The sequence below is a fragment of the Streptomyces sp. NPDC096013 genome, assembly GCF_044763565.1.
GTDB lineage: Bacteria > Actinomycetota > Actinomycetes > Streptomycetales > Streptomycetaceae > Streptomyces.
On sequence record NZ_JBIWGK010000003.1, the window covers coordinates 250281 to 275945 of the forward strand.

At 71.2% G+C, this 25665-nt stretch carries 18 protein-coding genes; 7 read left to right on the forward strand and 11 right to left on the reverse strand.

What is annotated here, in order from left to right:
* Window positions 1-43: 43 nt before the first annotated feature.
* Window positions 44-769: an HNH endonuclease family protein gene (locus ACIRB1_RS12675; protein WP_403465530.1), complete on the reverse strand. Its 726-nt coding sequence runs from the start codon at window positions 767-769 to the stop codon at window positions 44-46.
* Window positions 770-990: 221 nt separating this feature from the next.
* The gene (locus tag ACIRB1_RS12680; protein WP_403465531.1) at window positions 991-1899 is read right to left on the reverse strand and encodes a hypothetical protein; all 909 of its coding nucleotides are present in this window, start codon (window positions 1897-1899) and stop codon (window positions 991-993) included.
* A 106-nt stretch (window positions 1900-2005) separates the two neighbouring features.
* Between ACIRB1_RS12680 and ACIRB1_RS12685 the strand changes: the two genes are divergently transcribed.
* Window positions 2006-2590 carry a TetR/AcrR family transcriptional regulator gene (locus ACIRB1_RS12685; RefSeq protein ID WP_403465532.1) on the forward strand — a complete coding sequence of 195 codons (585 nt, stop codon included), beginning with the start codon at window positions 2006-2008 and terminating at the stop codon, window positions 2588-2590.
* 338 nt (window positions 2591-2928) lie between these two features.
* On the opposite strand, the gene mfd is transcribed toward ACIRB1_RS12685, so the two are convergent.
* The 3 genes from mfd to ACIRB1_RS12700 form a co-directional block, all read right to left on the reverse strand.
* Window positions 2929-6459 (reverse strand): transcription-repair coupling factor, encoded by a 3531-nt coding sequence (mfd, locus tag ACIRB1_RS12690; RefSeq protein ID WP_352181945.1) that lies wholly within the window; start codon window positions 6457-6459, stop codon window positions 2929-2931.
* Window positions 6460-6727: 268 nt separating this feature from the next.
* Window positions 6728-9301, reverse strand: coding sequence for an ABC transporter permease (locus tag ACIRB1_RS12695; RefSeq protein ID WP_403465533.1), 2574 nt, complete (start codon window positions 9299-9301; stop codon window positions 6728-6730).
* On the reverse strand, window positions 9298-10086 hold the full coding sequence (locus ACIRB1_RS12700; RefSeq protein ID WP_026178212.1) for an ABC transporter ATP-binding protein: 789 nt from the start codon (window positions 10084-10086) through the stop codon (window positions 9298-9300). Before ACIRB1_RS12700 ends, ACIRB1_RS12695 begins: the two co-directional genes overlap by 4 nt.
* 381 nt (window positions 10087-10467) lie before the next feature.
* On the opposite strand from ACIRB1_RS12700, the gene ACIRB1_RS12705 reads away from it, so the two are divergent.
* Window positions 10468-12006 carry an MFS transporter gene (locus ACIRB1_RS12705; RefSeq protein WP_403465534.1) on the forward strand — a complete coding sequence of 513 codons (1539 nt, stop codon included), beginning with the start codon at window positions 10468-10470 and terminating at the stop codon, window positions 12004-12006.
* 12 nt (window positions 12007-12018) lie between these two features.
* Here ACIRB1_RS12705 and ACIRB1_RS12710 read toward each other — a convergent pair whose 3' ends face one another.
* The 3 genes from ACIRB1_RS12710 to ACIRB1_RS12720 are packed head-to-tail and all read right to left on the reverse strand — an operon-like array spanning window position 12019 to window position 14549.
* The gene (locus ACIRB1_RS12710) at window positions 12019-13179 is read right to left on the reverse strand and encodes an oxygenase MpaB family protein (RefSeq protein WP_403465535.1); all 1161 of its coding nucleotides are present in this window, start codon (window positions 13177-13179) and stop codon (window positions 12019-12021) included.
* 31 nt (window positions 13180-13210) lie between these two features.
* Entirely contained in the window at window positions 13211-14266 is a 1056-nt protein-coding gene (locus ACIRB1_RS12715) for a polyprenyl synthetase family protein (protein WP_403465536.1), read from the reverse strand.
* Window positions 14256-14549: a polyprenyl synthetase gene (locus ACIRB1_RS12720; protein WP_403465537.1), complete on the reverse strand. Its 294-nt coding sequence runs from the start codon at window positions 14547-14549 to the stop codon at window positions 14256-14258. The genes ACIRB1_RS12715 and ACIRB1_RS12720 overlap by 11 nt, the downstream gene beginning before the upstream one ends.
* A gap of 353 nt (window positions 14550-14902) precedes the next feature.
* Here ACIRB1_RS12720 and ACIRB1_RS12725 point away from each other — a divergent pair, with 353 nt between their 5' ends.
* From ACIRB1_RS12725 to ACIRB1_RS12740, 4 genes are all read left to right on the forward strand, one after another.
* Window positions 14903-15409: a DUF485 domain-containing protein gene (locus ACIRB1_RS12725; protein ID WP_403465538.1), complete on the forward strand. Its 507-nt coding sequence runs from the start codon at window positions 14903-14905 to the stop codon at window positions 15407-15409.
* Window positions 15406-17091, forward strand: coding sequence for a cation acetate symporter (locus tag ACIRB1_RS12730; protein ID WP_403465539.1), 1686 nt, complete (start codon window positions 15406-15408; stop codon window positions 17089-17091). The genes ACIRB1_RS12725 and ACIRB1_RS12730 overlap by 4 nt, the downstream gene beginning before the upstream one ends.
* A gap of 126 nt (window positions 17092-17217) precedes the next feature.
* Window positions 17218-18939, forward strand: coding sequence for a PHP domain-containing protein (locus ACIRB1_RS12735; RefSeq protein WP_403465540.1), 1722 nt, complete (start codon window positions 17218-17220; stop codon window positions 18937-18939).
* A complete protein-coding gene (locus ACIRB1_RS12740; RefSeq protein WP_403465541.1) occupies window positions 18936-19532 on the forward strand; it encodes a hypothetical protein in 597 nt (198 codons plus the stop codon). The genes ACIRB1_RS12735 and ACIRB1_RS12740 overlap by 4 nt, the downstream gene beginning before the upstream one ends.
* Before the next feature lie 21 nt (window positions 19533-19553).
* On the opposite strand, the gene ACIRB1_RS12745 is transcribed toward ACIRB1_RS12740, so the two are convergent.
* The 3 genes from ACIRB1_RS12745 to ACIRB1_RS12755 all read right to left on the reverse strand — a co-directional run bounded on the left by ACIRB1_RS12745 (window position 19554) and on the right by ACIRB1_RS12755 (window position 24673).
* Window positions 19554-20441 carry a cellulose-binding protein gene (locus ACIRB1_RS12745; protein ID WP_403465542.1) on the reverse strand — a complete coding sequence of 296 codons (888 nt, stop codon included), beginning with the start codon at window positions 20439-20441 and terminating at the stop codon, window positions 19554-19556.
* A gap of 219 nt (window positions 20442-20660) precedes the next feature.
* On the reverse strand, window positions 20661-23672 hold the full coding sequence (locus ACIRB1_RS12750) for an SUKH-4 family immunity protein (RefSeq protein ID WP_403465543.1): 3012 nt from the start codon (window positions 23670-23672) through the stop codon (window positions 20661-20663).
* Between the two features lie 8 nt (window positions 23673-23680).
* A complete protein-coding gene (locus ACIRB1_RS12755; protein ID WP_352181933.1) occupies window positions 23681-24673 on the reverse strand; it encodes an SMI1/KNR4 family protein in 993 nt (330 codons plus the stop codon).
* 372 nt (window positions 24674-25045) lie between these two features.
* Here ACIRB1_RS12755 and ACIRB1_RS12760 point away from each other — a divergent pair, with 372 nt between their 5' ends.
* Entirely contained in the window at window positions 25046-25585 is a 540-nt protein-coding gene (locus tag ACIRB1_RS12760; protein ID WP_403465544.1) for a YwqJ-related putative deaminase, read from the forward strand.
* Window positions 25586-25665 lie beyond the last annotated feature (80 nt).

The following is a 25665-nucleotide window of genomic DNA, read 5'->3' on the forward strand; positions in this document are numbered from 1 at the left end:
CTTCACCTCCCGTATGTGGTGTTCACGAGGAAGGTGTGAGCGCTTACTTCGCGTGGAACCTGCTCGGCGCGTTCGTCGGGTTGCCCCCGGTCGGGAGGGCCTGCTTCGAGCAGGTGGAGAGGACCTTGACCATCGCGGCCTTCTCCGCCGACGTGACCCACAGCCCGTACTTCTTCTTCACGGCGACCTGCGCGGCGACGTACGTGCAGCGGTACGCCTTGGGCGGCACCCAGGTGGCCGTGTCGCCGTCGCCCTTGCTGCGGTTGGGGCTGGCGCCGACGGTGAGGAGGTTGAGCGGGTCGTTGGCAAGAGCTATGCGCTTGCTGGCGTCCCAGTACTTGGCGCCCTTCTGCCAGGCGTCGGAGAGGGCGACCAGGTGGTCGATGTCGACGAGGCTGGCGCCGCGCTTGTAGACGACTTCCTTGCCGGAGTACGGATCGTTTTCGAGGACGCCGTACGACACCTTGCAGTCGCCGCCGGTGAACTTGACCTGCTTCAGGTCCCGTTTGAGGATGTCGTCCCTGGTGTCGCAGCTGTTGGAGTCCGTGTCGGCCCAGGCGGTGCCGAACCGCTCACGGGAGTAGCCCGTCTTCGGCGCCCGCCCCTTGACGGGCAGGGCTTCGGCGGCGGTCAGCGCCGCGCCTCCTCCTGAGCCTGCGCCATTTGTCGCCTCGGGTCCGGCGTCGCCCGTCCCCGTGGTGTCCGTCTTGCATCCGGCGACGGACAGCATGACCAGGGCAGCGATCGCCGCCCCACTCCTCAGACGCATCACGTGCGCCCCTCCCCTTGCTCACCCGGCCCCGCCCCTTCAGGGACGGATATTGCCTGGTCCCACGGTAGCGGCGGACATGTCACGGGCATACGGGACCTATACCCGTACGGCACGCAACTCGCCTTTGTCGCGGCGGTGGAACAGGCCGAAGTACCGGCTTCCCTCACCCCCTCTCCTTACTCCCCTTACTCCGCACCGGATGTGACGCCCCCTCATCCTCAGACCTTGCCGATGCCCAGCGTCGACTCCGAGGGCAGCAGCCCGGAGCCCAGGACGGCGACCCAGAACTCCCCCAGCAGTTCGATGAGTCGGCCGGTGTCGGTCCGGCCGAGTGACTCCCAGGGCGCGGCGGCCAGTCGGTCGGTGCGGTGCTCGACCTCCTGGCGCAGATCACGGCCCGCCCGCGTCGCCGTACCCATGTCGTCTATGACGCCTCGGGCCACCAGCCGTCCGCGTGCCGCCGTCCATTCGTCTCGGCTCCAGCCCCGGCTCTCGAAGCGCTGGACGGAGGCGGCTCCGATCGCGGCGAAGGAGACCAGGGACTCGACCGGGTCGAGGCCGGCGACGAGGAGGGCGGAGAGATGGCCGTCGCCGCGGTGTTCGCGCAGGATCGTCGCCGCCTGCCAGAGCTGGAGGTGGGGCTCCTCCGGCCAGGGCAACTCGGCGTTGGCCGCGGCCAGGGGACGGCCCTCCAGGTTGGCCGCCTCGGCGGCGCGGCGGGCCAGGGCGGCTGCCTCCGCCAGCTCGGGACTGTCGACGCGGTCGCCGAATATCGCGCGGTAGGCCCGGTCCATTCCGCGCAGCCTCGCCCGCAGTACGGCGTCCGGGCTCGCGATGCTCCACGCCGAGTCCATGTGCTCGGCGACCATGCGGGGGCTGAAGCTGTAGAAGGCGGAGGTCACCCGCTCACCGCCGACGGGGCCCAACGGGGCGGCGCGCAGCGGGAAGTAGCTCGACCAGCGCTCCTTTGTGCCGTACCCGAGAGCGGCGGCCTCCTCGAAGACCTCCGGCGCGTAATACAGCACCGCGTGCAGGGGTTCGAGCAGGTGCCAGAGCTGGCGCACGCGGCCCAGCTCCACGGTGACGGGGCTTTTCGTGGTCTCCGCTCCACGCACGCTGTCCGACATGACGTAACTCCTCGTCGCGTCCCGGTCGTTCCACAACTTGACACTGACAAGATTGCCTCACCCGCCCAAACTTGTCAATGCCTAGATTCGGCGTACGCTGCTGAGTATGAGTACGACCAAGCCGACCAAGAGCCCGTACCACCACGGCGACCTGCGCCGCGCCGTCCTCACCGCCGCGCTCGACGTCATCGCCGCCGACGGCCCGTCCGGTCTGAGCCTGCGGGACCTCGCCCGCCGTGCCGGTGTCTCACACGCGGCGCCGGCCCATCACTTCAAGGACCGCACGGGGCTGTTGACGGCCATCGCGGCGGAGGGGTTCGGGCTGCTGGCCGCCACGATCGGGGAGGCGGTGGACCTCAAGGACGCGGGAGTGCGGTATGTGCGCTTCGCGCGCGAGCATCCGGCGCACTTCCAGGTGATGTTCGCGCCCGAGCTGCTCCGCGACGGCGACCTCGAACTGACCACGGCCCGTGCCCTCGCCGCCGACACGCTGAGCCACGCCGTCTCCGCCGTATCCCCCGAGGGCCGCGGCCCCGACGCCCGCCTCGCCGGTGTCGCCGCCTGGTCCCTGGCCCACGGCTTCGCGACGCTACTGCTCGGCCACAACCTCGACGGGGCGGTGAGCGGGCAGGACCCGGAGGAGGTGTTCCGGGCACTGGCGTCGATGCTGTTCCAGGCACCGGCCGGGTGACGTGACGGCGTCTTTCCCGGTGGCAGACGGGCGCCGTGACCGAGACAACCGAAGCGACCGAGGCCGCTGGAGCGGCTGGAGCGAGCGGACCACGGACAAGCCCGAAGCGACCGGCCGCCAGGCACCTTTACGACCCCGGCCGACCGGCCCCTCCTACGACGCCCTCGGTGCGCCCAGCACGCTCCGCGCCGTCCGCGCCCTCGACGCCTCGACGCCCCGACGCCCCGACGCCCACAACTCCAGGACCACACCCCGGAATCCCGGAATCCCCAAACCCCGGGCCCCCGAACCCTGGCCCCCTAGGACGCCCAGAGTCCCTCCCCCCGAACCCCCCAGACTCACGACCCCAGAATCGAAGCCAAGAACTCCCCCACCCACCCCAGCAACTCCCGCCCGACCAACGGCTTCCCGCCCACCTTCGCCGTCTTCGGGCGCGGCACCAGCACCTGGTGGGCGGCCTGCTTGATGACTGCACCCGGGTAGAGGCGCTTGAGGCGCAGTTCCTGGGACTCCCTCAACTCCACCGGTGCGAAGCGGATGTTGGTGCCCTGGAGGACGATGTCGCCGACGCCGCACGCGCGGGCGAGCATGCGCAGGCCCGCCACCAGCAGCAGGTTCTCCACCGGTTCGGGCAACTTGCCATAGCGGTCGACGAGTTCCTCGCGTACGGCCTTGATGTCCTCCTCCGTGTTGGCGGAGGCGATGGACCGGTAGGCCTGGAGGCGCAGGCGCTCGCCCGGGGCGTAGTCGTGCGGGACGTGCGCGTCGACCGGGAGCTCGATCTTGACCTCCAGGGGCGGCTCCTCCTCGACCCCGCCCTCCAGGGAGGCGCGGTAGTCCGCGACGGCCTCGCCGACCATGCGGACGTACAGGTCGAAGCCGACGCCCGCGATGTGGCCGGACTGTTCGCCGCCCAGGAGGTTTCCGGCTCCTCGGATCTCCAGGTCCTTCATCGCCACGTACATGCCCGCGCCCATCTCCGTGTGCTGGGCGATGGTGGCGAGCCGCTCGTGGGCCGTCTCCGTCAGGGGCTTCTCCGGCGGGTACAGGAAGTACGCGTAGCCGCGCTCCCTGCCTCGGCCGACACGGCCCCTGAGCTGGTGGAGCTGGGACAGGCCGAAGTTGTCACCGCGTTCCACGATCAGCGTGTTGGCGTTGGAGATGTCGATGCCCGACTCGACGATCGTCGTCGACACCAGGACGTCGAACTTCTTCTCCCAGAAGTCGACGACGACCTGCTCCAGTGCCTGCTCCGACATCTGCCCGTGGGCGGTCGCGATGCGTGCCTCCGGGACGATCTCGCGCAAACGGGCTGCCGCGCGGTCGATCGACTCGACGCGGTTGTGGATGTAGAAGACCTGGCCCTCGCGCAGGAGTTCGCGGCGGATCGCGGCGCCGATCTGCTTCTCCTCGTAGGGGCCGACGAACGTCAGCACCGGGTGACGCTCCTCCGGGGGCGTCGTGATCGTCGACATCTCGCGGATGCCGGTGACCGCCATCTCCAGGGTTCTGGGAATCGGGGTGGCGGACATCGTCAGGACGTCGACGTTGGCGCGCAGCTTCTTCAGCTGCTCCTTGTGCTCGACGCCGAAGCGCTGCTCCTCGTCGACGATGACCAGGCCGAGGTCCTTGAACTTGGTCTCGGAGGAGAACAGGCGGTGGGTGCCGATGACGACGTCCACGGAGCCCTCGCGCAGGCCCTCCAGGGTGGCCTTCGCCTCCGTGTCGGTCTGGAAGCGGCTCAACGCCCTTACGTTGACCGGGAATTGCGAGTACCGCTCGCTGAAGGTCCCGAAGTGCTGCTGCACGAGGAGGGTCGTCGGGACGAGGACGGCGACCTGCTTGCCGTCCTGGACGGCCTTGAAGGCGGCGCGGACCGCGATCTCGGTCTTGCCGTAGCCGACGTCGCCGCAGATCAGGCGGTCCATCGGGACCGACTTCTCCATGTCGTCCTTGACCTCGGCGATGGTCGTCAGCTGGTCGGGCGTCTCCACGTACGGGAAGGCGTCCTCCAGTTCGCGCTGCCAGGGCGTGTCCGGCCCGAAGGTGTGGCCCGGGGCGGCCATGCGGGCGCTGTACAGCTTGATCAGGTCGGCCGCGATCTCCTTGACGGCCTTCTTGGCGCGCGCCTTGGTCTTCGTCCAGTCGGCGCCGCCCAGGCGGTGCAGGGTGGGGGACTCGCCGCCGACGTACTTGGTGATCTGCTCCAGCTGGTCGGTCGGGATGTACAGCCGGTCGCCGGGCTGGCCGCGCTTGGCGGGCGCGTACTCGACGACCAGGTACTCGCGCGTGGCGCCCTGGACGGTGCGCTGCACCATCTCGATGTAGCGGCCCACTCCGTGCTGCTCGTGGACGATGTAGTCGCCCGCCTCCAGGGTGAGCGGGTCGATGGTCTTGCGGCGGCGGGCCGGCATCCGGGCGCCGTCCTTGCCGGCGGCCTTCTGCCCGGAGAGGTCGGTCTCGGTGAGGACGGCGAGCTTCAGTGCCGTGTCGACGAAGCCGTAGTCGATCGAACCGGTCGCCACGTGCACCACGGAGGGGGCGATCTCGCCCAGTTCCGTCTCCAGGCGGGCGGCGACGCCCTCGGTGCCGAGGACCTCGACCGTGCGGGCGGCGGGGCCGTGGGCCTCGGTGACGAAGACCGTGCGCCAGCCGTCGGCGAGCCAGCCCTTGGTGTCGGCGAGGGCCTTCGCGGTGTCGCCGCGGTACGTCTCGGGGGCGTGCATCCCGAGCTTGAGCGTGTCCGCGTCGAGTTCCTCGTCGGCGGCGAACGGCGACACCGACCACCACATCATGTCGAGCTCGCGCGCCCGGTCCCGTACGTCCGCGATGGCCCACAGGGAGGCCGCGTCCACGTCGATGGGTGCCTCGCCGCCGCCCGCGGTGGCCGCCCAGGAGGCCTGGAGGAACTCCTGCGAGGTGGCGACGAGATCGGCCGCACGCGTGCGGACCCGCTCCGGATCGCATACGACGGCCATAGCCCCCTTGGGGAGCACGTCCAGCAGCAGTTCCATGTCGTCGACGAGCACCGGGGCCAGCGACTCCATGCCCTCCACGGCGATGCCCTCGGCGATCTTGCCGAGCAGCTCGCCCAGTTCGGGGTGCTGTTCGGCGAGGGCACGCGCACGCGTGCGGACGTCTTCCGTCAACAGGAGTTCACGGCAGGGGGGTGCCCACAGGCCGTGTTCGGCGACCTCCAGGGAGCGCTGGTCGGCGACCTTGAAGTAGCGGATCTCCTCGACGTCGTCGCCCCAGAACTCGATGCGCAGGGGGTGTTCCTCGGTGGGCGGGAAGACATCCAGGATGCCGCCGCGCACGGCGAACTCGCCGCGCTTCTCGACGAGCTCCACGCGCGCGTACGCGGCGGCGCCGAGGGCGTCCACGATCGCGTTCAGGTCGGCGGTCTGGCCTGTCCTCAGGGCGACCGGCTCCAGGTCTCCGAGGCCCTTGACCTGCGGTTGCAGCACGGACCGCACGGGCGCCACGACGACGGAGACCGGGCCCGTCTCCGGGTCGTCCTCCCTGGGGTGGGCCAGGCGGCGCAGGACGGCGAGGCGGCGGCCCACGGTGTCGCTGCGCGGGCTGAGCCGCTCGTGCGGGAGGGTCTCCCAGGAGGGGTACTCCACGATGCCGTCCGGCGGGAGCAGGGAGCGCAGGGCCGCGGCGAGGTCCTCGGCCTCCCTGCCGGTCGCGGTCACCGCGAGGACCGTGCGGCCGGTCTCGCGCGCGAGTGCCGCCACGGCGAAGGGGCGGGTCGCCGGGGGGCCGACCAGGTCGATGTGCATGCGGTTGCCGTCGGCCGCCGCCTTGGTCGCTTCCGCGAGGGCGGGGTCCTTGACTACGGCGTCGAGCAGACCGTGCAGGCTCATGGAGGGCTTTCCGTCTGGGGGGTGGGCAACACGAAGGGCCCGACGCGCGTGGTGGGCCGGGGGGTATCCAGCGTACGTCGGTGCGCTGCCGTGTGCCGGGGCTGTGGATAACCGCGCTTTTCCGGCACCCCGTGCTGCCGTCGACGCACCTGGGGACTCCGCCCCCTCCGGACCACCGGGCCGGACACGACAAACAGGCCCGGCGCCAAGAAGTCCCCCGTGACTTCTCGGTGCCGGGCCTGCCCCCGTTGGGCAGTGGCTCTGTGGGCTACTCCGTGGCGATGGCGTTGAGGACGTTCATCCGGCCCGCCCGGAACGCCGGGATCAGGGCGGCGAACAGGCCCACGAAGGCGGAGCCGACGAAGACCGCGATGATCGTGCCCCAGGGGATCTCCAGGACCTTCAGTCCCTCCAGGGCGAGGAGCTGCTGGGCGGTGGCGCCCCAGCCCATCCCGAGGCCCAGTCCGAGCAGCGCTCCGAAGAGGGCGATCACGACCGACTCCATGCGGATCATCCGGCGGAGCTGGCGGCGGGACATGCCGATCGCCCGCATGAGGCCGATCTCCCGGGTCCGCTCGACGACCGAGAGGGCCAGCGTGTTCACGACACCCAGGACCGCGACGATGATCGCGAGGGCGAGCAGGCCGTAGACCATGTTCAGGAGCTGGCCGATCTGATCCTTCAGTTCCTGCTTGTAGTCGGTCTGGTCGCGCACCTGGTACTGCGGGTACGGGGCCATGGCCTTCTTCAGGGCCGCGTAGGCCTGCTTCTCCTGGCCGTCCTTGGCCTTGGCGAACATGATCTCGTTCGGCGGGACCTTGTTCGCCGGGAGGTACTTCTTCATCGTGGCGATGCTGGTGTACCGCGCGCCCTGGTCGATGGCCACGTCGTCGTCCGTGATCGCGGCGACCTTGAGCTTCGCCGTCGTGCCGCCCTTGAAGGCGACGCCGATCGTGTCCCCGAGGTGGACGCCGTGCTTCTTGGCGTACTTGGAGCCGACGGACATCGCGTCGGTGCCGTAGGCGGCGGACAGGTCGCCGGCCGTGGTGGCGCGGCGCAGGTCCTGGGCGTAGGACGGGTCGGCGGCGGTGAGGCCGTCGGTGTCCTTCTGCCCGTCGGGCGAGGTGAGGGTGACGTCGAGGAACTTGTAGCGGGTGACGTGGGCGAGGTCGGGCGAGTGTTCCATCGCCTTCTCGGCCTGCGGCACGATCCGCTGGTTGCCCTGGACGATGAAGTCGGCGCCGACGGACTTGTCGAGTTCGCTCGTGGCCGAGGCGACCATCGAGGAGCCGACCACCGACAGGCAGGCGACCAGCGCGAGGCCGATCATCAGGGCCGCACCCGTGGCACCGGTACGCCGGGGGTTGCGGAGCGCGTTGCGTTCGGCCAGGCGCCCCACCGGGCCGAAGGCGCGCAGGAGGACCAGGCTGATCACCCGGACCACTGCGTTGGCGAGCACCGGGCCGATGATGACGAAGCCGATCAGGGACAGGACCACGCCCGCTCCCAGTACCAGCGAACCGTCCGTCGCCTTCTTGGCGGTGGCCGCCGCGAACAGCGAGGCGATACCGGCGCCGGTCAGGACCAGGCCGATCAGTCCGCGCACCCAGCCGGCCTTGCCGTCGGCCGGTGTACCGGCGTCGCGCAGCGCGGCCATCGGGGAGACCTTGCCGGCCCGGCGGGCCGGGAGGTAGGCGGCGAGGACGGTGACGATCACGCCGAGGAGCAGGCCGAGCACCGGGGTGGTCCACTTGACCGTCAGGTCCCGGGTCGACAGGTCCATGCCCGCCGCGCTCATCAGTTTCATCAGGCCTACGGCGATCCCGACCCCGGCGCCGACGCCGAGGACGGAGCCGACGATCCCGAGCAGGGTCGCCTCGACGAGGACCGAGCGGTTGACCTGCTTGCGGGAGGAGCCGATCGCCCTCATCAGGCCTATTTCGCGGGTCCGTTGGGCGACCAGCATCGAGAAGGTGTTGATGATCAGGAAGATGCCGACCAGGAACGCGATCCCGGCGAAGCCGAGCATGGCGTACTTGATGACGTTCATGAACTGGCCGACGCCCTTGCGGTTCTCGTCGGCGTTCTCCTTGGCCGTCTGGATCTTGTACGTCCCGGACGAGGCGAGGGTCTGTGCCACGTTCTGCTTGAGCCGGGTGTCCGTCACGCCGCTCGCGGCGGTGACGCCGATCTGGGTGAACCGGCCGGTGGCGCCCAGGAGTTGACGCTGCGCGGTGGCGGTGTCGAAGTAGACGACGGCCGCACCGGGGTTGGTCACCTTGAAGGTGGCGATGCCGACGATGTGGGTGGTGAAGTCGCCGGTCTGGGAGATGGTGCGCAGCGAGTCGCCCATCTTGAGGTGGTGCTTGTCGGCGGTGTCGGCGTCGACCATCACCTCGGTCGGGCCGCGCGGGGCATGGCCGGAGGTGATCTCCATCGAACGCAGGTCGTTCTTCGTCCAGTTGCCCGCGATGGTGGGCGCTCCGGTCGAGGACCCCATGTTCTTGTCGGCGCTGTCGACGACGGTCACGTTCATCGAACTGACGCCGCCCTCGACGGACTTGACGCCCTGGGCCTTCGCCACCCGTGCGACCGTGGAGGCCGGCAGCGACTCGGGCAGTCCGTTCTGCGGGGTGCTGCCGTCGCTCTTGGCCGTCTTCGGCATGACCGTCACGTCGGACGCGGTGGCCGCGAAGAGCTTGTCGAACGTCGTGTTCATGGTGTCGGTGAACACCAGCGTGCCGCAGACGAAGGCGACCGACAGCAGGACGGCGATCGCCGAGAGGGCCATCCGCCCTTTGTGCGCGAAGAAGTTGCGCATCGAGGTCTTGAGGACGGTCATGACGTACGCCCCCGCGCGTCGAAGTCCTTCATGCGGTCGAGGACGGCGTCCGCGGTGGGCTTGAACATCTCGTCGACGATCCGGCCGTCCGCGAGGTAGAGGACACGGTCCGCGTACGAGGCGGCCACCGGGTCGTGCGTGACCATCACGATGGTCTGGCCCAGGTCGTCGACGGAGCGGCGCAGGAAGCCCAACACCTCTGCTCCCGCACGGGAGTCGAGGTTTCCGGTCGGCTCGTCACCGAAGATGATCTCGGGCCGGGCCGCCAACGCCCGTGCCACGGCGACGCGTTGCTGCTGACCGCCGGAGAGCTGGTTGGGCCGGTGCTTGAGCCGGCTGGAGAGTCCGACCGTCTCCACGACCTGCGCGAGCCAGCCCTTGTCGGGCTTGCGGCCGGCGATGTCCATCGGGAGGGTGATGTTCTCCAGCGCGTTCAGCGTCGGCAGCAGGTTGTAGGCCTGGAAGATGAACCCGATGCGGTCCCGGCGGAGTTGGGTGAGCTTCTTGTCCTTGAGGCCGGTGATCTCGGTCTCGTCCAGGTAGATCTGCCCGGACGTCACGGTGTCGAGCCCGGCGAGGCAGTGCATGAGCGTGGACTTGCCGGACCCCGAGGGGCCCATGATCGCGGTGAACTGACCGCGGGCGATGTCCACGTCGACATGGTCGAGGGCGACGACGCGGGTCTCCCCGGCTCCGTATGCCTTGACGACCTGCCGCGCTCGCGCGGCAACGGCCGTACGCCCTCCAGTACCCCCGTGCCTGGGAATGGTCACAGCCGATGTCACGGTATGTCTCCTAAGTCGGGCAGCGGCGGTGCGTACCGGTGCCCGTTCGAGGTGTTCCAACTGGTTACGACGATGATTCTGTCGGCGGGCGGGGGTCCGGCGCGCTGGTGCTCAGCGCAGTCTTTCCCGGGGGAAAACCCCACCCTCCTGGGTTCGGCCTGCCGCCCCCCAGCGGCATAAAGCCAGGTTAAGGACGCCCCCTCCCCCTTCTCCTCCTCCGCCGGTACGAACCGACCCCGGGCCCTGATAGGGAGGAACCCCCTAGGGGCTCTCCACCGTCGGGTGGAGCCGGCCTAGGGGTTCGGTCCACCCACCGGCCCTGTCAGCTTCCGCCCTGCCGCGACGTGAGGGTCAAGTGGGAAGCTGGTGCGCGGCAGATAGATGCAAGGGGAAAGGATTCCTGTGGACCAGGGGGACAGCGACACCGAGATACGCCCCGACGCGGCCGGGCAGCCCACGCCGGCCCCTCTCGACCGGCGCCGGGGCCCCGTGGTCGCGGCCCTGATGCTCGCGATGGCCCTGGCCGCCCTCGACTCCACCATCGTCTCCACCGCCGTGCCGCAGATCGTCGGCGACCTCGGCGGCTTCTCCGTCTTCTCCTGGCTGTTCTCCGGCTATCTGCTGGCCGTGACGGTCACGCTGCCCGTCTACGGCAAGCTCTCCGACACCTTCGGGCGCAAGCCGGTGCTGATCGTCGGGGCGGCGGTCTTCCTCGCCGGGTCGCTGCTGTGCGCGGTGGCCTGGAACATGGGCGCGCTGATCGCGTTCCGCATCGTGCAGGGCCTGGGCGGCGGCGCGTTGCAGGGCACCGTCCAGACGCTCGCCGCCGATCTGTACCCGCTGAAGGAACGCCCCAAGATCCAGTCGAAGCTGTCCACGGTGTGGGCGGTGTCGGCGGTCGCGGGCCCGGGGGTGGGCGGGCTGCTCGCCGCGTACGCGGGCTGGCGCTGGATCTTCCTCGTCAACCTCCCTGTCGGGGCGGTGGCGTTGTGGCTGATCGTCCGCCACCTCCACGAACCGGCACGCGCCCGCACGGCCCGCCCCCGCGTCGACTGGGCGGGCGCACTGGCGGTGTTCGCCTGCGGAGGCGTGCTGATCACGGCCCTCGTGCAGGGCGGGGTCGCGTGGGACTGGCTGTCGGCACCCTCGATGGCCCTGTTCGCCACGGGACTCGGGCTGGCCGCACTCGTCGTGGCGATCGAGCGCCGGGCGGCCGAGCCGATCATCCCGGGATGGGTGTGGCGGCGCCGTACGATCGCGGCCGTCAACCTGGCCCTGGGCGCGCTGGGGTTGCTGATGGTGGCGCCGAGTGTGTTCCTGCCGACGTACGCGCAGTCGGTGCTCGGCCTCGCGCCGGTGGCGGCCGGATTCGTGCTGTCCGTATGGACGTTGAGCTGGCCGGTGTCGGCCGCGCTGAGCCAGCACGTGTACCGGCGGATCGGCTTCCGCAACACGGCGATGCTCGGGATCGGGGCGGCGACGCTGATCCTGTTCGCGTTCCCGTTCCTGCCCTACCCGGGCTCGGCCTGGCAGCCGATGGTGCTGATGCTGCTGCTCGGCGCGGCCCTCGGACTCTTCCAACTCCCCCTGATCGTCGGAGTGCAGTCGACGGTCGGATGGGAGGAGCGGGGTGTGACGACCGCGTCCGTGCTGTTCTGCCGCCAGACCGGCCAGACCATCGGCGCCTCCGTCTTCGGGGCCGTCGCCAACGGGGTGCTGGCCTCCCGGCTGGGCGGCGCGAGCGACCTGGACTCGGTGACACGGGGCCTCGACGGCGGCGCGGTCCCCGAGGCGACCCGGCGGGCGATCGCGGACGCGGTGCACGCGGTGTACATCGGCGCCGGATGCGCGGCCGGTGTCGCCTTCCTGGTGCTGCTGTTCCTGGCACCGCGGCGCTTCCCGGTCCTCAAGGAGCAGTAGGCAGAGGGGAGTTCAGGAGACGGTGGCGGCGGGTGGGGTCCAACGGCGCGTGCGCGGAACCGAGTTGGGTACGCCGTAGTCCTTCTTGAGCTGTTCCGGGATGGCGTAGTGCATGACGCGGCCGCGGGTGAGGGAGGACAGCTCCAGGACGGTGGTGAGGTGGCCGAGGCGGTCCAACGCCCAGGCGCCGAGCGGGGAACGGTCCTCGATGGTCTCCAGGACGCCGAGGAGGTGGGGTACGGCCTTGACGAGCGTGTCCCACCGGGTGCGGGGCACCCGGAGCCAGTCGGCGCAGGTGTCGCCGACGAGGTGGCGGATGAGGGCGGAGACGACCGGGTCGAAGAAGGTGCCGGGGACAACCTCCTCGTAGAGGTCGATGAGCTGGCGGGTCAGGACGGCGCCCTCCTCGGACGGGCCCATGTGCCGCAGCATGTAGAGGTCGAGGAACTGGCGGGCTTCCTCAAGGGACTTGGGTACGGCGTCCTGGTCGACGCCGAGCATCGCGCCGACCACGCGCCACGCGTAGTAGTAGGCCTCGGCGCCCTCCGTCGACATGTGGATGCCGAGGCGGTGCAGGCTGTCCAGGACGAGCAGGGAGAAGAACATCTGCCCGCCGATCATGTCCTCCTGGCAGATCGGCGTGCCCAACTCGCCCGTGTCCCACTGGTTCTCGCGCAGGAGGTGGTGGCGGATGGAGGCGTGCAGGAGCCTGACCTTCTGCGCGGCGGGGATGAAGCGGCTGCCGGCCTCGAAGGCGTCGGGCCGCATCAGATAGACGGTGAACTGCCCTGTCTCCGCCATGCGTTTGGACGGGTACCGCAGCCCGTGGCTGGCCGACAGGAGCTTCGCCACCGGCGGGACGACGTAGCAGGCCGGCATGGAGGCGAAGGACAGGGCGGTGGAGATGTGCACGTTGTTGTCGATGAAGAACAGCCGGGCCCTCTCCATCTCGGCCCAGTCGACCCAACTCGGCGGTGTGCTCGTCGCGTTGAGGTACTCCAGGGCGACGGGGGGCAGGCCGTCCGGCAGCGGTGCGCCCGCCACGGAGACGTAGCGCATGAGGGTGTTGAACTTGCCCACCTCCCCCCGGTCGAAGAGGGCGGCGACGGTGGCGTCGGCGAGTTCGTCACCGGCCCGGCGCAGGCCGTCCATCGAGGTCTCGGTGTAAGTCACGTGGGACTCCTGGGAGTTCGCGGGTCGCGGGTCAGGACAGGCGGGCCGACGCCGAGTGGGCCAGCGCGGTCAGCGCGGCCTCGGCGGGGGCGGGGACGTTCAGTTCTTGGAGGGCGTCGAGCGCCTCCTCGACACGGGCGGCGATCATGCCCTCGACGCGGTCGGGCGCCTTCAGCCGGCGCATCGTCTCCCGCACCGAGTCCAACTCCTCGCCATTCAGCGACCGTTGGCCCATGAGCGTGCGCAGTCGCTCCCGGTCCTCGGCCCCGGCGCTGCGCCAGGTCTCCGCGAGGAGGGCGGTGGGCCGGTGGCCGCGCACATCGTCGGCGTTGGCCTTGCCGGTGGCCTCCGGGTCTCCGAACAGGCCGAGGACGTCGTCCCGCAACTGGAAGGCCTCGCCCAGCGGCAGCCCGTACGCCGAGTAGCCCTCCCGCAGCCGGCCCCCGGCACCGGCGAGCGCGCCGCCGATCAACAGGGGCTGTTCCACCGTGTACTTGGCGGTCTTGTACCGGATCACCTTCAGGGACGCGCCGGTGTCGGGCTCGGCCCCGGTCCGCAGGATCTCCAGGCACTCGCCCGCGATCAGCTCCCGTGCCAGCACCGACCACAGCGGCCGGGCGCGGGCGAGATACGCGGCCGGCAGACCGCTGGTGGTGAAGAGTTCCCCCGCCATGCCCATCAGCAGATCCCCCACCAGCATGGCGAGCGACCTGGCCGCCGCGACGGCACGCGGGCGGCGGCGTACGGCACCGCGCAGCGCGATGTGGGCGGTGGGGCGGCCGTGCCGCAGCGGGCTGTCGTCGATGAGGTCGTCGTGCACGACGGCGGCGGCGTGCACCAGTTCCATCGAGGCCGCCGCCCGCACCAGCGCGTCGCTGTCGGGCTGGCCCACCGCGCGCCAGCCCCAGTAACAGAACGCCGCCCGCAGCCGTTTGCCGTCCGCGACCGCCGCCTCCAGCTGCCCGGCGACCGGCTCCAGCGCCGGGTCGATCTCCACGAACCGCCCGGCCTCCTCGGCCACGAACCGCTGGAGCACGTGGTCGACGCGCGTCTTGAACGCGGCCGACTCCCACCGGTCAGACGTCATCGGCGGCGGCCTGCCGGGCGAGCGCGAGCCGGGCCAGGGTCTCCAGATGTGCCGGGGGCAGACCCGTGTACCGGTCCAGCACCAGGCGTCCGCGCGCCGCGAGATCCCGCTCGGCCTCCGCCGCCAGCTCCCCCGCGTCCGACCGGCGCAGCAGCCCCCGCACCGCCCCCAGCGCCGATCCCACGGCCGACCCCACCGTGCTCACCGCCAGCTCGGCCAGCCCCGCCGCCAGTAACAACGCCCGTTCGTCCAGGCCCTCGTGCCGCTCCGCCGCCCGTGTCATGCCACTCCCACCCTTAGGACTTGCGGACGGCACCGATCACCCGCCCCCTCCTGTCAGGATCGCGACAGCCCGGGCGCCCCCGAGGGGAAACTCACGATCGGGTGATCACTTCGCTCGGCCGTACGGTCGCCACCGCCACGCCCACCTCCACCGTTCCCGGGAAACACCGTCAACTCGCGTAACACCCGAGGTCAGCGCCCGGTTGACGCGCTCGCCGCCCACCGACGCCGTACCGACCGACCAGTTCGGCGAAAAGCACCCACATACCCCAACCGGCGAGTAACGTGCGTGGCTCCCGCCGCCCACTCCCTGCGGTCCGCCGCCACGGACCCGAGCCACGCAAGGAGCACGGGATGTCCTACGACCCGTACCCTCCGCAAGATTCGTACCGCCCGGACGACGCGTACCGCCCGGACGATGTCCGCTCATCACCCGACCCGTACACGCCGTACGGCCACACACCGCCCCCGACTCCCCTCCCGCCCGCCGTCACCTACCCCTGGCAGCCGCCCCCGCCCCCGCCCGAACGCCGCCGCCTCCCCCGTCGGCCCGCCCTCGGCAACCACAGCGACCTGCGCATCCTGCGCGGCGCGTACCGCCGTCAGCGGCGGGTGGCGACCACCGCAGCGCTCGGCTACTTCTGTCTCTTCCTCGGGCTCTCCGCGTTCGCGCCCGGCCTGATGACGAGCACCGTCACCGGCGGGGTGCCGACCGGGCTGCTGCTCGCGCTGGTCCAACTGCCCGTCACCTGGCTGGCGATAGGGCTCTACGAGCACACCGCCCGGCAGCGCGTCGACCCGCTCGCGGACCGCTTCCGCAGGCAGGCCGAGCTGGACGCCAGACGGGAGGCGGCGCGATGACCGGGACGATCACCGTGACCGCGGCGGCCGGTCTCAGGGACTCCTCGCAGACCATGTCGCTGGTGGCCTTCACCGCCGTCGCCACGGTCACGCTGCTGCTGTGCGTGCTGACGGGCCCGGACCGCGACGACCTCGACGAGTTCTACACGGGCTACGGCTCCCTCTCCCCGCTCCGCAACGGCCTTGCCATAGCCGGTGATTACATCTCCGCGGCGAGCGTGCTGGGCACCGGCGGAGTGATCGCGCTGTACGGCTATGACGGCGTGGTCCTCGCGCTGAGCACGGCCCTGTCGCTGCTCCTGCTGATGTTCCTGCTGGCCGAACCGCTGCGCAACGCGGGCCGGTTCACGATGGGCGACGCCTTCGCCCGCCGTATGCCGGGCCGTTCGGTACGCGTCGTCGGGTGCACGGTGACGATCCTCGCGCTGCTGCCGCTGATGCTGGTCCAACTCGCGGGCGCGGGACAGCTGCTGGCGTTCATCCTCGGCTTCTCCGGCGACGCGCTCCAGACCGGCTGCATCATCGGCCTCGGCGCGCTGATGATCAGCTACGCGGCGATCGGCGGCATGAAGGGCACCGCCCTCATCCAGATCCTGAAGATCGTGATGCTGCTCGGGTCGGGCGCCGTGATCGCCGTACTCGTACTGAACCGTTTCCACTGGGACTTGGGCGCGTTCTTCGACACGGCGGCACAGAGGAGCGGCGTAGGACCGGCCTTCCTGCACTCGGGACTTCAGTTCTCGCAGGGACCGGCTCCCCGCCTGGACATGATCAGTTCACAGCTGACGGTCGTGATCGGCGGCGCCTGCCTCCCGCACATAACGATGCGCATGTACACCGCGTCGAGCGCCCGGCAGGTGCGGCGGTCGATGTCGTGGGCGGTGTCGAGCGTCGCCCTGTTCGTGGTGATCCTGACGGTCGTCGGGTTCGGGGCCACCGCGCTGGTCGGCCGGGCTGCGATCGCGCAGGCCGATCCGCAGGGCAACACGGCCTATCTGCTGGGCTCACGGGCGGTGTTCGGCGCGGACGTGTCGACGGCGGAGACCCTGCTCCTCACCGCCGTCACCACGGCCGTCTTCCTCACCCTGCTCGCCTCGGTCGCCGGGATGATCCTCGCCTGCGCCAACTCCCTTGCCCACGACGTCTTCGCGACCCGGGTCCGGGAGATGCCGGTGCGCCGCGAGATGACGCTGGCCCGCTACTCGGCGCTGGCGGTGGGCGTCCCGGCGATCGCGCTCGCGACGCTGATCCAGCACCGGGGCCTGCAACCGCTCGTCACCCTGTCGTTCTGCCTGGGCGCCTCGGCCATAGCGCCCGCCCTCGTCTACAGCCTCTTCTGGCGCCGCTACACCCGAACCGGCCTGCTCAGCACGCTGATCGGAGGCACGCTCGCGGTTCTGGTGCTGATGCCGGGCACGAACCTGGTCTCCGGCTCGCCCGCCGCCGCCTTCCCGCACGCCGACTTCAACTGGTTCCCGTTCACCACGACGGGCCTCGTCACGATCCCGCTCGGCTTCGCCTTCGGCTGGCTGGGCACGGTCGTCTCTGGCCGCGGCGCGGAGCGGGAACAGCGGCGGCGGTACGACGCACTGGAGGGGTCGATCCTGGCCGGCGCGGTACGGAGAGACACCGCCGGCACACAGGGAGAGACACTGGATGACCGGCGCAAAAGCACCGCATGACCGGGGTCATAGCCGTGCATGACTCGTTCTTTGCCACACCACCACCCCGACTCCCGCTGTTCACCGCCCCTTCTCAGACTCTGCACGTCCGAGCGTGAAGGTCCCTGCATTCAGCGGGAGTTGAGCATGAGCCACGGCCACAGTCACGGCGACCACGGTCACCACCACCATCACCACCACGAGGACGGCGACACCTCGTCGCTGCCTCCGGCCCTCGACACATCGATTCCGGACACCGAGTTGACGCCCAGTCAGCTGTCACGCAGAGGCATGCTGCGCCGAACGGGCCTGCTGGGCGCGGGACTCGCGGCGGGCGGTGTGCTCGCCGGCGCGGGGGAGGCAGCCGCGTCGGTGCAGCAGGCGGCGCAGCAGCAGGCGGCCAAGTCGTCGAAGGGCAACGGCCGTTACCTGTGGCTGGCGGGCGACCACCACATTCACACGCAGTACAGCAGCGACGCCAAGTACCGGGTCATCGACCATGTGCGCCAGGCGAACGCGCACGGCCTGGACTGGATGGTGATCACCGACCACGGCAGCGTCACGCACGCCAAGATCGGTGTGGAGAAGGTCAATCCGGACATCGTCGAGGCGCGTGACCAGACCGACGACACCCTCGTCTTCCAGGGCCTGGAGTGGAACATCCCGGGCGCCGAGCACGGCACGGTGTTCGTGCACCCCGGCTCCAACGAGGTCGCCGTGCTCAAGGAGTTCGAGAACTCCTTCGACGGCAGCGTGAAGAGCGCGAGCGGCAACTCGCCCGCCAACGAGGCCCTCGCCATCGCGGGCGTCAACTTCCTCGCCGACCAGGTCCGCCGCCGCAAGGTCAAGGACGCGCTGTTCCTCGCCAACCATCCGGCGCGCAAGGGCATCGACTCCCCGCACGAGATCCGGGGCTGGCGTGACGCGCAGCCCTCGATCGCGGTCGGCATGGAGGGCGCCCCCGGCCACCAGGCGGGCGGCATCCCCAAGCCGAACGGCCCCGGCGGCGGTCGCGGCATCTACGACGGCAGCCCGAGCGCGGACTCGTTCCCCGGTTATCCGCTGGAGAGTTACCGCACCTGGGGCGGGTTCGACTGGATGACGTCGACGGTCGGCGGCCTGTGGGACAGCCTCCTCGCCGAGGGCAAGCCGTGGTGGATCACCGCCAACTCCGACTCCCACAACGTGTACGCGGACACGGCGGTACGCGGCCCGAACAGCGCCTTCGAGACCAACGGCCGCTACAACGACCCGGTGTACAGCGGCGGAATCAGCCTCACCGACACCGACTTCTGGCCCGGCCAGTACTCCCGCACGCACGTCGGCGCGGCCTCCTTCTCGTACAAGGCGGTCATGGACGGCATCCGCGCGGGCCGCGTCTGGGTCGACCACGGCGGCCTGATCAGCGGCCTCGACGCCCGGCTGTCCTCCGGCGGCCGGGAGGTCACCCTCGGCGGCGCACTGCACGTACGCCGAGGCGCGCGGGTCGACCTGACGATCAGCATCAGCCTCGCCAACGGCCCCAACTGGGCGCAGTTCCAACCGACTCTGGCCCGCGTCGACGTCATCCAGGGCGACGTCACCGGCCCGGTGAAGGACCGTGACGTGTTCGCCGCGCCGAAGACGAAGGTCGTCACGTCCTTCGAGGTCGACAGGTCCACCGGCACCGTCCGCCTCACGTACTCCCTCGGCCGCCTCGACAAGCCGGTCTACGTCCGCCTCCGCGGCACCGACGGCAACCGCTCCGCCGTGGGCATCAACGGCGCGTCCGTGGACCCCGCGGGCCCCGCGATGGACGTCCTCGGCGACGCCGACCCGTGGAAGGACCTCTGGTTCTACTCCAACCCGATGTGGGTCCTCCCCGCATGAGCGGTACCTACGACCCGTCCGGCGTCCACCCCGTCATAGGGGTGGACGCCGGCACGGCCACGCTTCGCGAGGCGGACCACCTGATCCGCGACCTGAGGACCACGCTGGCCCTTCCCCCCGGAACGGTCGCCTGCACCCACCTGATCCGCACGGACACCCGCAGGGGAACAGCGGTTTCCCTCGCCCTCCCGGAGAGGGTTTCAGTGGAGCGGGTCTGGCAGCAGCTCACGGCGACGGAGCTGAGCGCGGCCCTGGACGACCGGAGACACGGCCCTTCCGAAGCCGCCGCCCTGGCCGCGGCGGAGCACGCGGCGCGCCGGTCGGGCCGGGCCGTCCTCTACGCCGGCGTGGAACGCCTCACCGGCACAGTCACCGTGGCCGACCTGCTGGAGTCCACGGCGATCGACCAACTGACGGTGGTAGGAGCCCCGTCGACCATCCCGGCACCCACCACACCCATTCTCACCCAGGACCACGTACGCCCCGAGTGGCGAGCGGGACGACTGACCCTGGCCCTGGTCCCGGCGGTGGGCAACACCCTGGCCCCCTTCGAGGTCCCCAACCCGACACCGTGCTGCGCCGATCACGCCTGACACCGCCCGCACCCCGTCATCTCACTCGGCCGGCGCCCGCCCGGTGAGCGCGGTCAAACTGCTCCGCACATGATCCATCTGCGCCCGCACGTCGTCCCAGGTCTCCCCGTGCTCCCGCAACACCCGCTCGGTATCCCGCGCGACCCTCTCCTCGCGCACCCGAGCCTCCGCCAACACCTCGGCCGCCCGCTCCGCCGCCTCCGCCTGCCGCCGCCGATCCGACAACTCGGCGTCGGCAAAAGCCTGTTCGGCCTCGCGCAGACCGGCCTCCGCACACGCCACCCGCTCGGCATACGCCGCGTCGAAGGCAGCCACCCGCTCAGCCGCCTCCCGCTCGGCCAAGGCCCACCGCTCCTCATGCTCCTTGGCCTGCTCCCCGAGCATCGCCGCCGTCCGCTGCCGCACCTCACGCAACGCGGACAACGCCTCCGTACGCCCTTCCTTCACCGCACGCCGAGCACCGATCCGGATGTCGTCGGCCTCGGCGCGGGCGGCGAGGAGCCGGTGCCGGGCCCTTTCCTCCGCCTCCGCACGGAGCGCGTCCGCCTCGTCACGTGCCTCCTGAAGCACGGCCGCGGCGTGCGCCTCGGCCCGCGCGACCTCTTCCCGCGCCGCACGCCGCGCGGACTCCCGCAGCGCGGCCGCCTCTTCCTCACCCAGCCGGAACAGCCGGTGCGCCCGCTCGCCGAGCGCCTCGTACGTCTGCGGAGCCAGCCGGGAGACGGCCTCCCGCATCCGCTCGGCCTCCGCCTCCATGTCCTTGGCCAGCACGGTCAGCCGCGCGGCCCGTTCCCAGGCCATGTCCCGGTACTGCGAGATCGCCGCCGCGTACGCGTCGACCTGGTCGGGTCGGTAGCCGCGCCCCCGTACGGCCACGAAGCCACGTGGTGACACCGTTGCGCTGCTCATCCTTGAACCCCTCTCCATCCGACGGACACGACATGATGATTTGCCGCATATCTTGATGGATCGGGCGTAAGTGTTCATAACGCGACACTCCGCAGACAGGTCACGGGCATCACGCGAACGTGAACGGCCACCGGCGCACACGGGCACACAAAAGGGCCGGACCCGATCACACGACCGGGTCCGGCCCTTCAGCGATGACTGTTCAGCTGACCATCGGCGTCACAGCAGCCCGTCCCACATCTGCTCCAGCAGCACCGACCACCAGCTCTCCGGCGAACCGAGCGCCGCCGGGTCCAGCGAGGCGAGCTGGGCCTGGAAGTCGACGGTCCAGCGCCCCGCCTGCTCCTGGTTGAGCCCGTACCGCAGACGCCACATCCGGCCGAGCAGCGCCAGACAGCGCGCGAACTCGGGCAGCCCCGTGTTCACGAACTGCGGCGGTACGGGCGCACCGCCCGGCCCCGCCTCCACGGGCACGGCGACGATGTTGGCCGTGCCGTACTGGACGCAGATCGCACGGCCGAAGTCGCTGCCCATGACGAGATACGAGCCCGCGTCGGCGGACGGCCGCACCCCGCGCTCCTGCGCGAGCTCGGCCAACGTCGGTACGGGACGCCCGGGTTGGGCCTGCGCCCAGAAGAACGGGCCCATGTCCATCGGCAGCCCCGCCGCGACCAGCGTGTGCGCGACGATCGGCGGTACGCCCTGCCGGGACACCGCCGCCTGCTCGAACCGGAACACGCCCGGCCCGAAGGCGCCCGCGAGTTCCTGCGCGATCGCCTCCGGCGGGATCGGCGGCGTCGGCTGCACCGGCGGCAACGGCGCCCGCACCGGGGCGAGTCGGGCCGGGCCGTCGGCGACCTGATGCAACTCGCCCTGGTGGGCCAGGAGTTCACGCATGCCCTGCTGCCGGCTCGCGTGATCCGTGCCGTACGGCGCGATGCTCGCGATGCGGGCCTGCGGCCACTGTTCGCGGATCATCCGCGCGCAGTAGGCGCCCGGCAGTTCGCAGGACTCCAACTCCGTGTGCAGTTCGAGGACTTGGTCCGGCGGGATGTTCATACCGCGCAGCTCGTGGAAGATCTGCCACTCCGGGTGCGGCGTCCCCGGCGCGGACCGCCGGATCAACTGCTGCTCGGACCCGTCCGGCGCGCGGTACCGCAACACGGCCTGATACCCCGGTCCTACGGTCGGCTGCCCGTGCTGGGGATAGCCGTAGGCGGGCTGCTGCTGCCCGGGGAAGGGTTGACCCGGAGGCGGCATCGCGCCGGGAGGCATGGCACCGGGAGGTACCGCGCCCGGCGGCATCGGCTGCGGCGGAGCGCCCGGCGGCATACCGGGGGCGCCCAACGCACCGGGCGCGCCCGGGAATTGAGGCGGCGGCGGAGGAGGCGGCACACCGGGACCGCCCGGCGGGGGCCCGGCGAGCATGGTCTCCGCATGATGCACAGCACCGTGGGCTCCGCCCTGGGAACCGGGACTGCCGGGAGCACCGGGCGCACCAGGGGCGCCGGGCATGCCGGGACCGTTCGGCGGCTTGGGAGCACCGGGACCACCAGCGTTCCCGGGCGCACCGGGAAAGCCCGGTCCGCCGGAACCACCAGGCGCACCAGGACCGACAGGTGCACCGGGACTACCGGGGGCACCCGGAGCGCCAGGCACACCAGGACCACCGGGCGCGCCGGAACCACCAGGCCCACCAGGCGACTTGGGCGCACCGGGAACACCAGGGGCACCGGGCGCGGGCGGCACGCCAGGGGCACCCGGCGGCTGCGGCGCACCAGGCCCCGCGGGCCCACCCCGACCCGGGTCGGCGAACATCGTCGCGGCGTAGTGCACTCCCCCCGAGGGCGGCCCCCCGGGAGTGTTCGGAGCACCGGGCGCTCCGGGAGCACCAGGCGGCTGCGGCGCACCAGGCCCACCCTGACCACCAGGCCCACCCGAGCCCACGGGCCCTCCGGGCCTACCCGCACTACCAGGCCCACCCGGAGTACCAGGCCCACCCTGCCCGTCCGGACCGAGCCCCGGAACCATCTGAGTCGCCACATACCCACCGGGCGGAGGCGGAGAAGCCGGCGGAGGCGGAGGCGAACCGGCCGCACCACCCGCACCACCCGCACCACCCGCACCACCCGCACCGGCCGAACCACCCGGACCGCCCGCCCGCGCACCCGGTGTCCCCGGCGCGCCCGGCGGAGGCGGTGTCGTGGAACCCCCGCCCCGGCGCGGCGGAGGCGCCGCCTTGCTGGTGGCGGCGTCGGCGATGTCCCCGGCGTTGGGCGCGAGCGCCCGACCCGGCACACCGGGCCCGCCGGGAGGCTGCGGCACATTGCCACCGGGCCCCTGGGGATACCCGTAGGCGGAAGCCCCCGGCGCGGGCGCGCCCGGACCAGCGTCCCCTTGGGGATAGCCGTACGACGAACCGGGAGCGGCCGCCCCCGGCCCACCCGAACCCTGCGAACTCCCGGCCCCCGCACCGGCGTTGGACTCGTCCACGGCCGGAGCAAGCGTCGTACGCGGAAGCCGGCTCCCGCCGGAGATCAGCGCGGTCTTGGCCTCGGCCGGGGTCGAGTCCTCCGGCTCGCTCAGCGGCGGCGCGAAGACGGTAGCGGGCAGCGGTACCGAACGGTCCTCGCCGGCATCCGCGTTGGTGTCGGTCCCCGCCCAGGGCGTGGCCCCGGCGGGCACCGCGGGCGCGTCCTGCGCCCCGGACCCCCCGGCATCGGGCCACGCCGAAGCGGCAGGCACACCGGCCTGAGTCTCCGGAAGCGCCCGCCCCGCGGAACCATGAGGCGCCCCCTGGGCCCCAACTCCGGTACCACCGGCCGGAGTCGAAGAGGACGGCTCCCGCCGATCCGGAATCCCCAGCTTGTCCGCCGCCTCCTGCAACCACTCCGGTGGACTCAAGAGGAACGACGTCTGGTTCAGGTCCACCCGCGCGGGAGCGGCCGGTACCGCGTCGGCGATCTCGTCGGCGCGGCCGTACTCCTCCTCGTAGCGGCGGACGACCTCACCCACCGGCAGGGCGGGCCACAGCGTGGCCTCGCCGGTGTCGCGGGCGAGCACCATGCGTTGCGCGCCGCCGTCCGAGCGCGGGCCGTCGGCGCGGTCCTCGGCCCAGATCACGAAGCCGAGGTCGAACTCCCGCACCCGCACCTCGCGATGCTGGTACGACGGCACATCGCCGTTGATCCACTCCTCGGCGCGCTCCTGCGCCTGTGCGAAGGTCACCATCGTTCAGCTCACTCCCCCACCGAGGACGCCACCGGAACCACCGTCGCGAACCCGCCGTCCACCATCAGATTCGCCACCGTCTCCAACTCCGGGGGATTTCCCGCGAGTCGGGCGAGGAACTGGTCGAAGTCGTCCCCGGCGGGCAGCAGCAGCCGCTCCACGCGGTCGGCCGGTGCCTGCGACGGGTCGACGTCGCGGGCGTCGTCGTAGGCGCAGAACCAGACGGACCCGAGCGCCTGCCCCTTCACCTTCACGGCGAGCAGACCGCCCTGGACGAAACCGACGCCCAGATAGTCCTTGGTCAGATGATCGCGCAGGCACTTGTTGACATAGACAAGATCGTTGACGGCCGCCTCGTCGCGGACCGTGAAGAACGGCTGGTCGATCAGCAGGCCCAACTCGGCGTCCAGCGCGGTGCCGACGGGCGCGCAGCCGCCGGCCGCCTTGAGGAACGAGCGGTAGGCGCCCGGGAGTCGGTAGCCGAGGTCCTCCTCGACGCCCTGGACCTGCGACTCGGTGACCGCGACCGCCGACTTCGGCAGACCGAAGTGCGCGGGGCGGGTCTCCTGGAGCGGGCGGGTGCCGCGCTTCTCGTGGTCGACGGCGGCCGTGGCGATCCCGCCGTGGTGGCGCAGCAGCGCCTTCACGTCGACGGGGACGAGTTCGAGGCGCCGGGTGCCGACCACGTGGTGCCAGGTCCAGCCGTGCGGGGTGGCGACGGCGGGCACGGTGTCCCACAACTCATGACCGGTCGCGGCGAGAGCCGCGTTCGCCGACACATAGTCCGTCAGCCGCAGCTCGTCGACCCCGAAGCCCTCCGGGGGCTCCGCGATCTCGGCCGCGGCGCGCGCGTACGGCGAGAAGTCGGGGTAGCCGTGCTCGTCCATCCGCACCCCTCGCGGGTGACGGGCCGCCCGGACCGGGTCCGGGAAGTGCACGACCTGCCCGGCGTAGGCCGCGTTCGGTGGCACGGCTCGCTGCCCGAGCCGACCTGTCGTCATGGCGGTTGCCCCCTGCGGCATTCAGTACGATTCACAGCGGCCGAAAGTCCAACTCGCCCCACTGCGCCCCGTATCGACTGTCTCGTCTTCTTGACGTCTTCGTTCGACTGTCTCCACGCGTCGACCGCGTGGATCGCGGTGCGGACAGCCTATGCGGTACGGCGACACCGGTCACCGGCGGCGGTCGGCCGCACCCGCTCCCCGCACCCCTCACCGAACGCACCGCACCCGTCACCGAACCCTCACTTCCGTGACCTGACGTCACCCCGCCGTGACAGCCAGCCGAAGCCCTGGCGTGTCGCACCGCCCCAGCTACCGCACCAGCCACGGCATTTGGCACTCTGTGACCCGCCGGGGGATGCTCGGGAGGGGATGACGATCATGAACGCGACGCAGACGGGACCGCACACCGGGGCGCACACCGGGCCTTCGGGCGACCCCAGAGTCGGCTGGAGCGCCACCGAGGCGCCGCACGCACCGGCCCTCAACCACCGCCGTGACGGCATACTCCCGACCGTCGCCGCCGCCCTGTCCGTGCGCGGCGCCACCACCCTCACCGGCACCGCCGCCCGCGGCGACCAGCCGCCCGCGCTGCACCCGCTCGTGCAGGACTTCCTCGACACCCTCACCAGCGCGCAACGGGACCGGTTCACCGGCCGCTGCGCCGAGGCGATCCTCATCTCCCGCCACATCGCAGCCGCCGACGCCGCCCGCAGCAAACGCGCCGCCCGCAAGCCGATGACCAACGGCGAGGCCCGCAAAACCCTCAAGCAGGCCAAACTCACCGCCCGCCGCATCCGCGAGGACGGCGACCCCCTGCACGGCAGCTTCGCGCCCCCCTGCCAGGCCTGCACAGCCCTGAGCGCCCACTTCGGCGTCCGAGTAGTCGACCCCACGACGGACTCAGGCTGACCCCACCCCCGCAGCACCACCCAATCCAAACCTGAACCAACTCACACACTGGCACCACTGGCACCACAGTCCCTGACGCC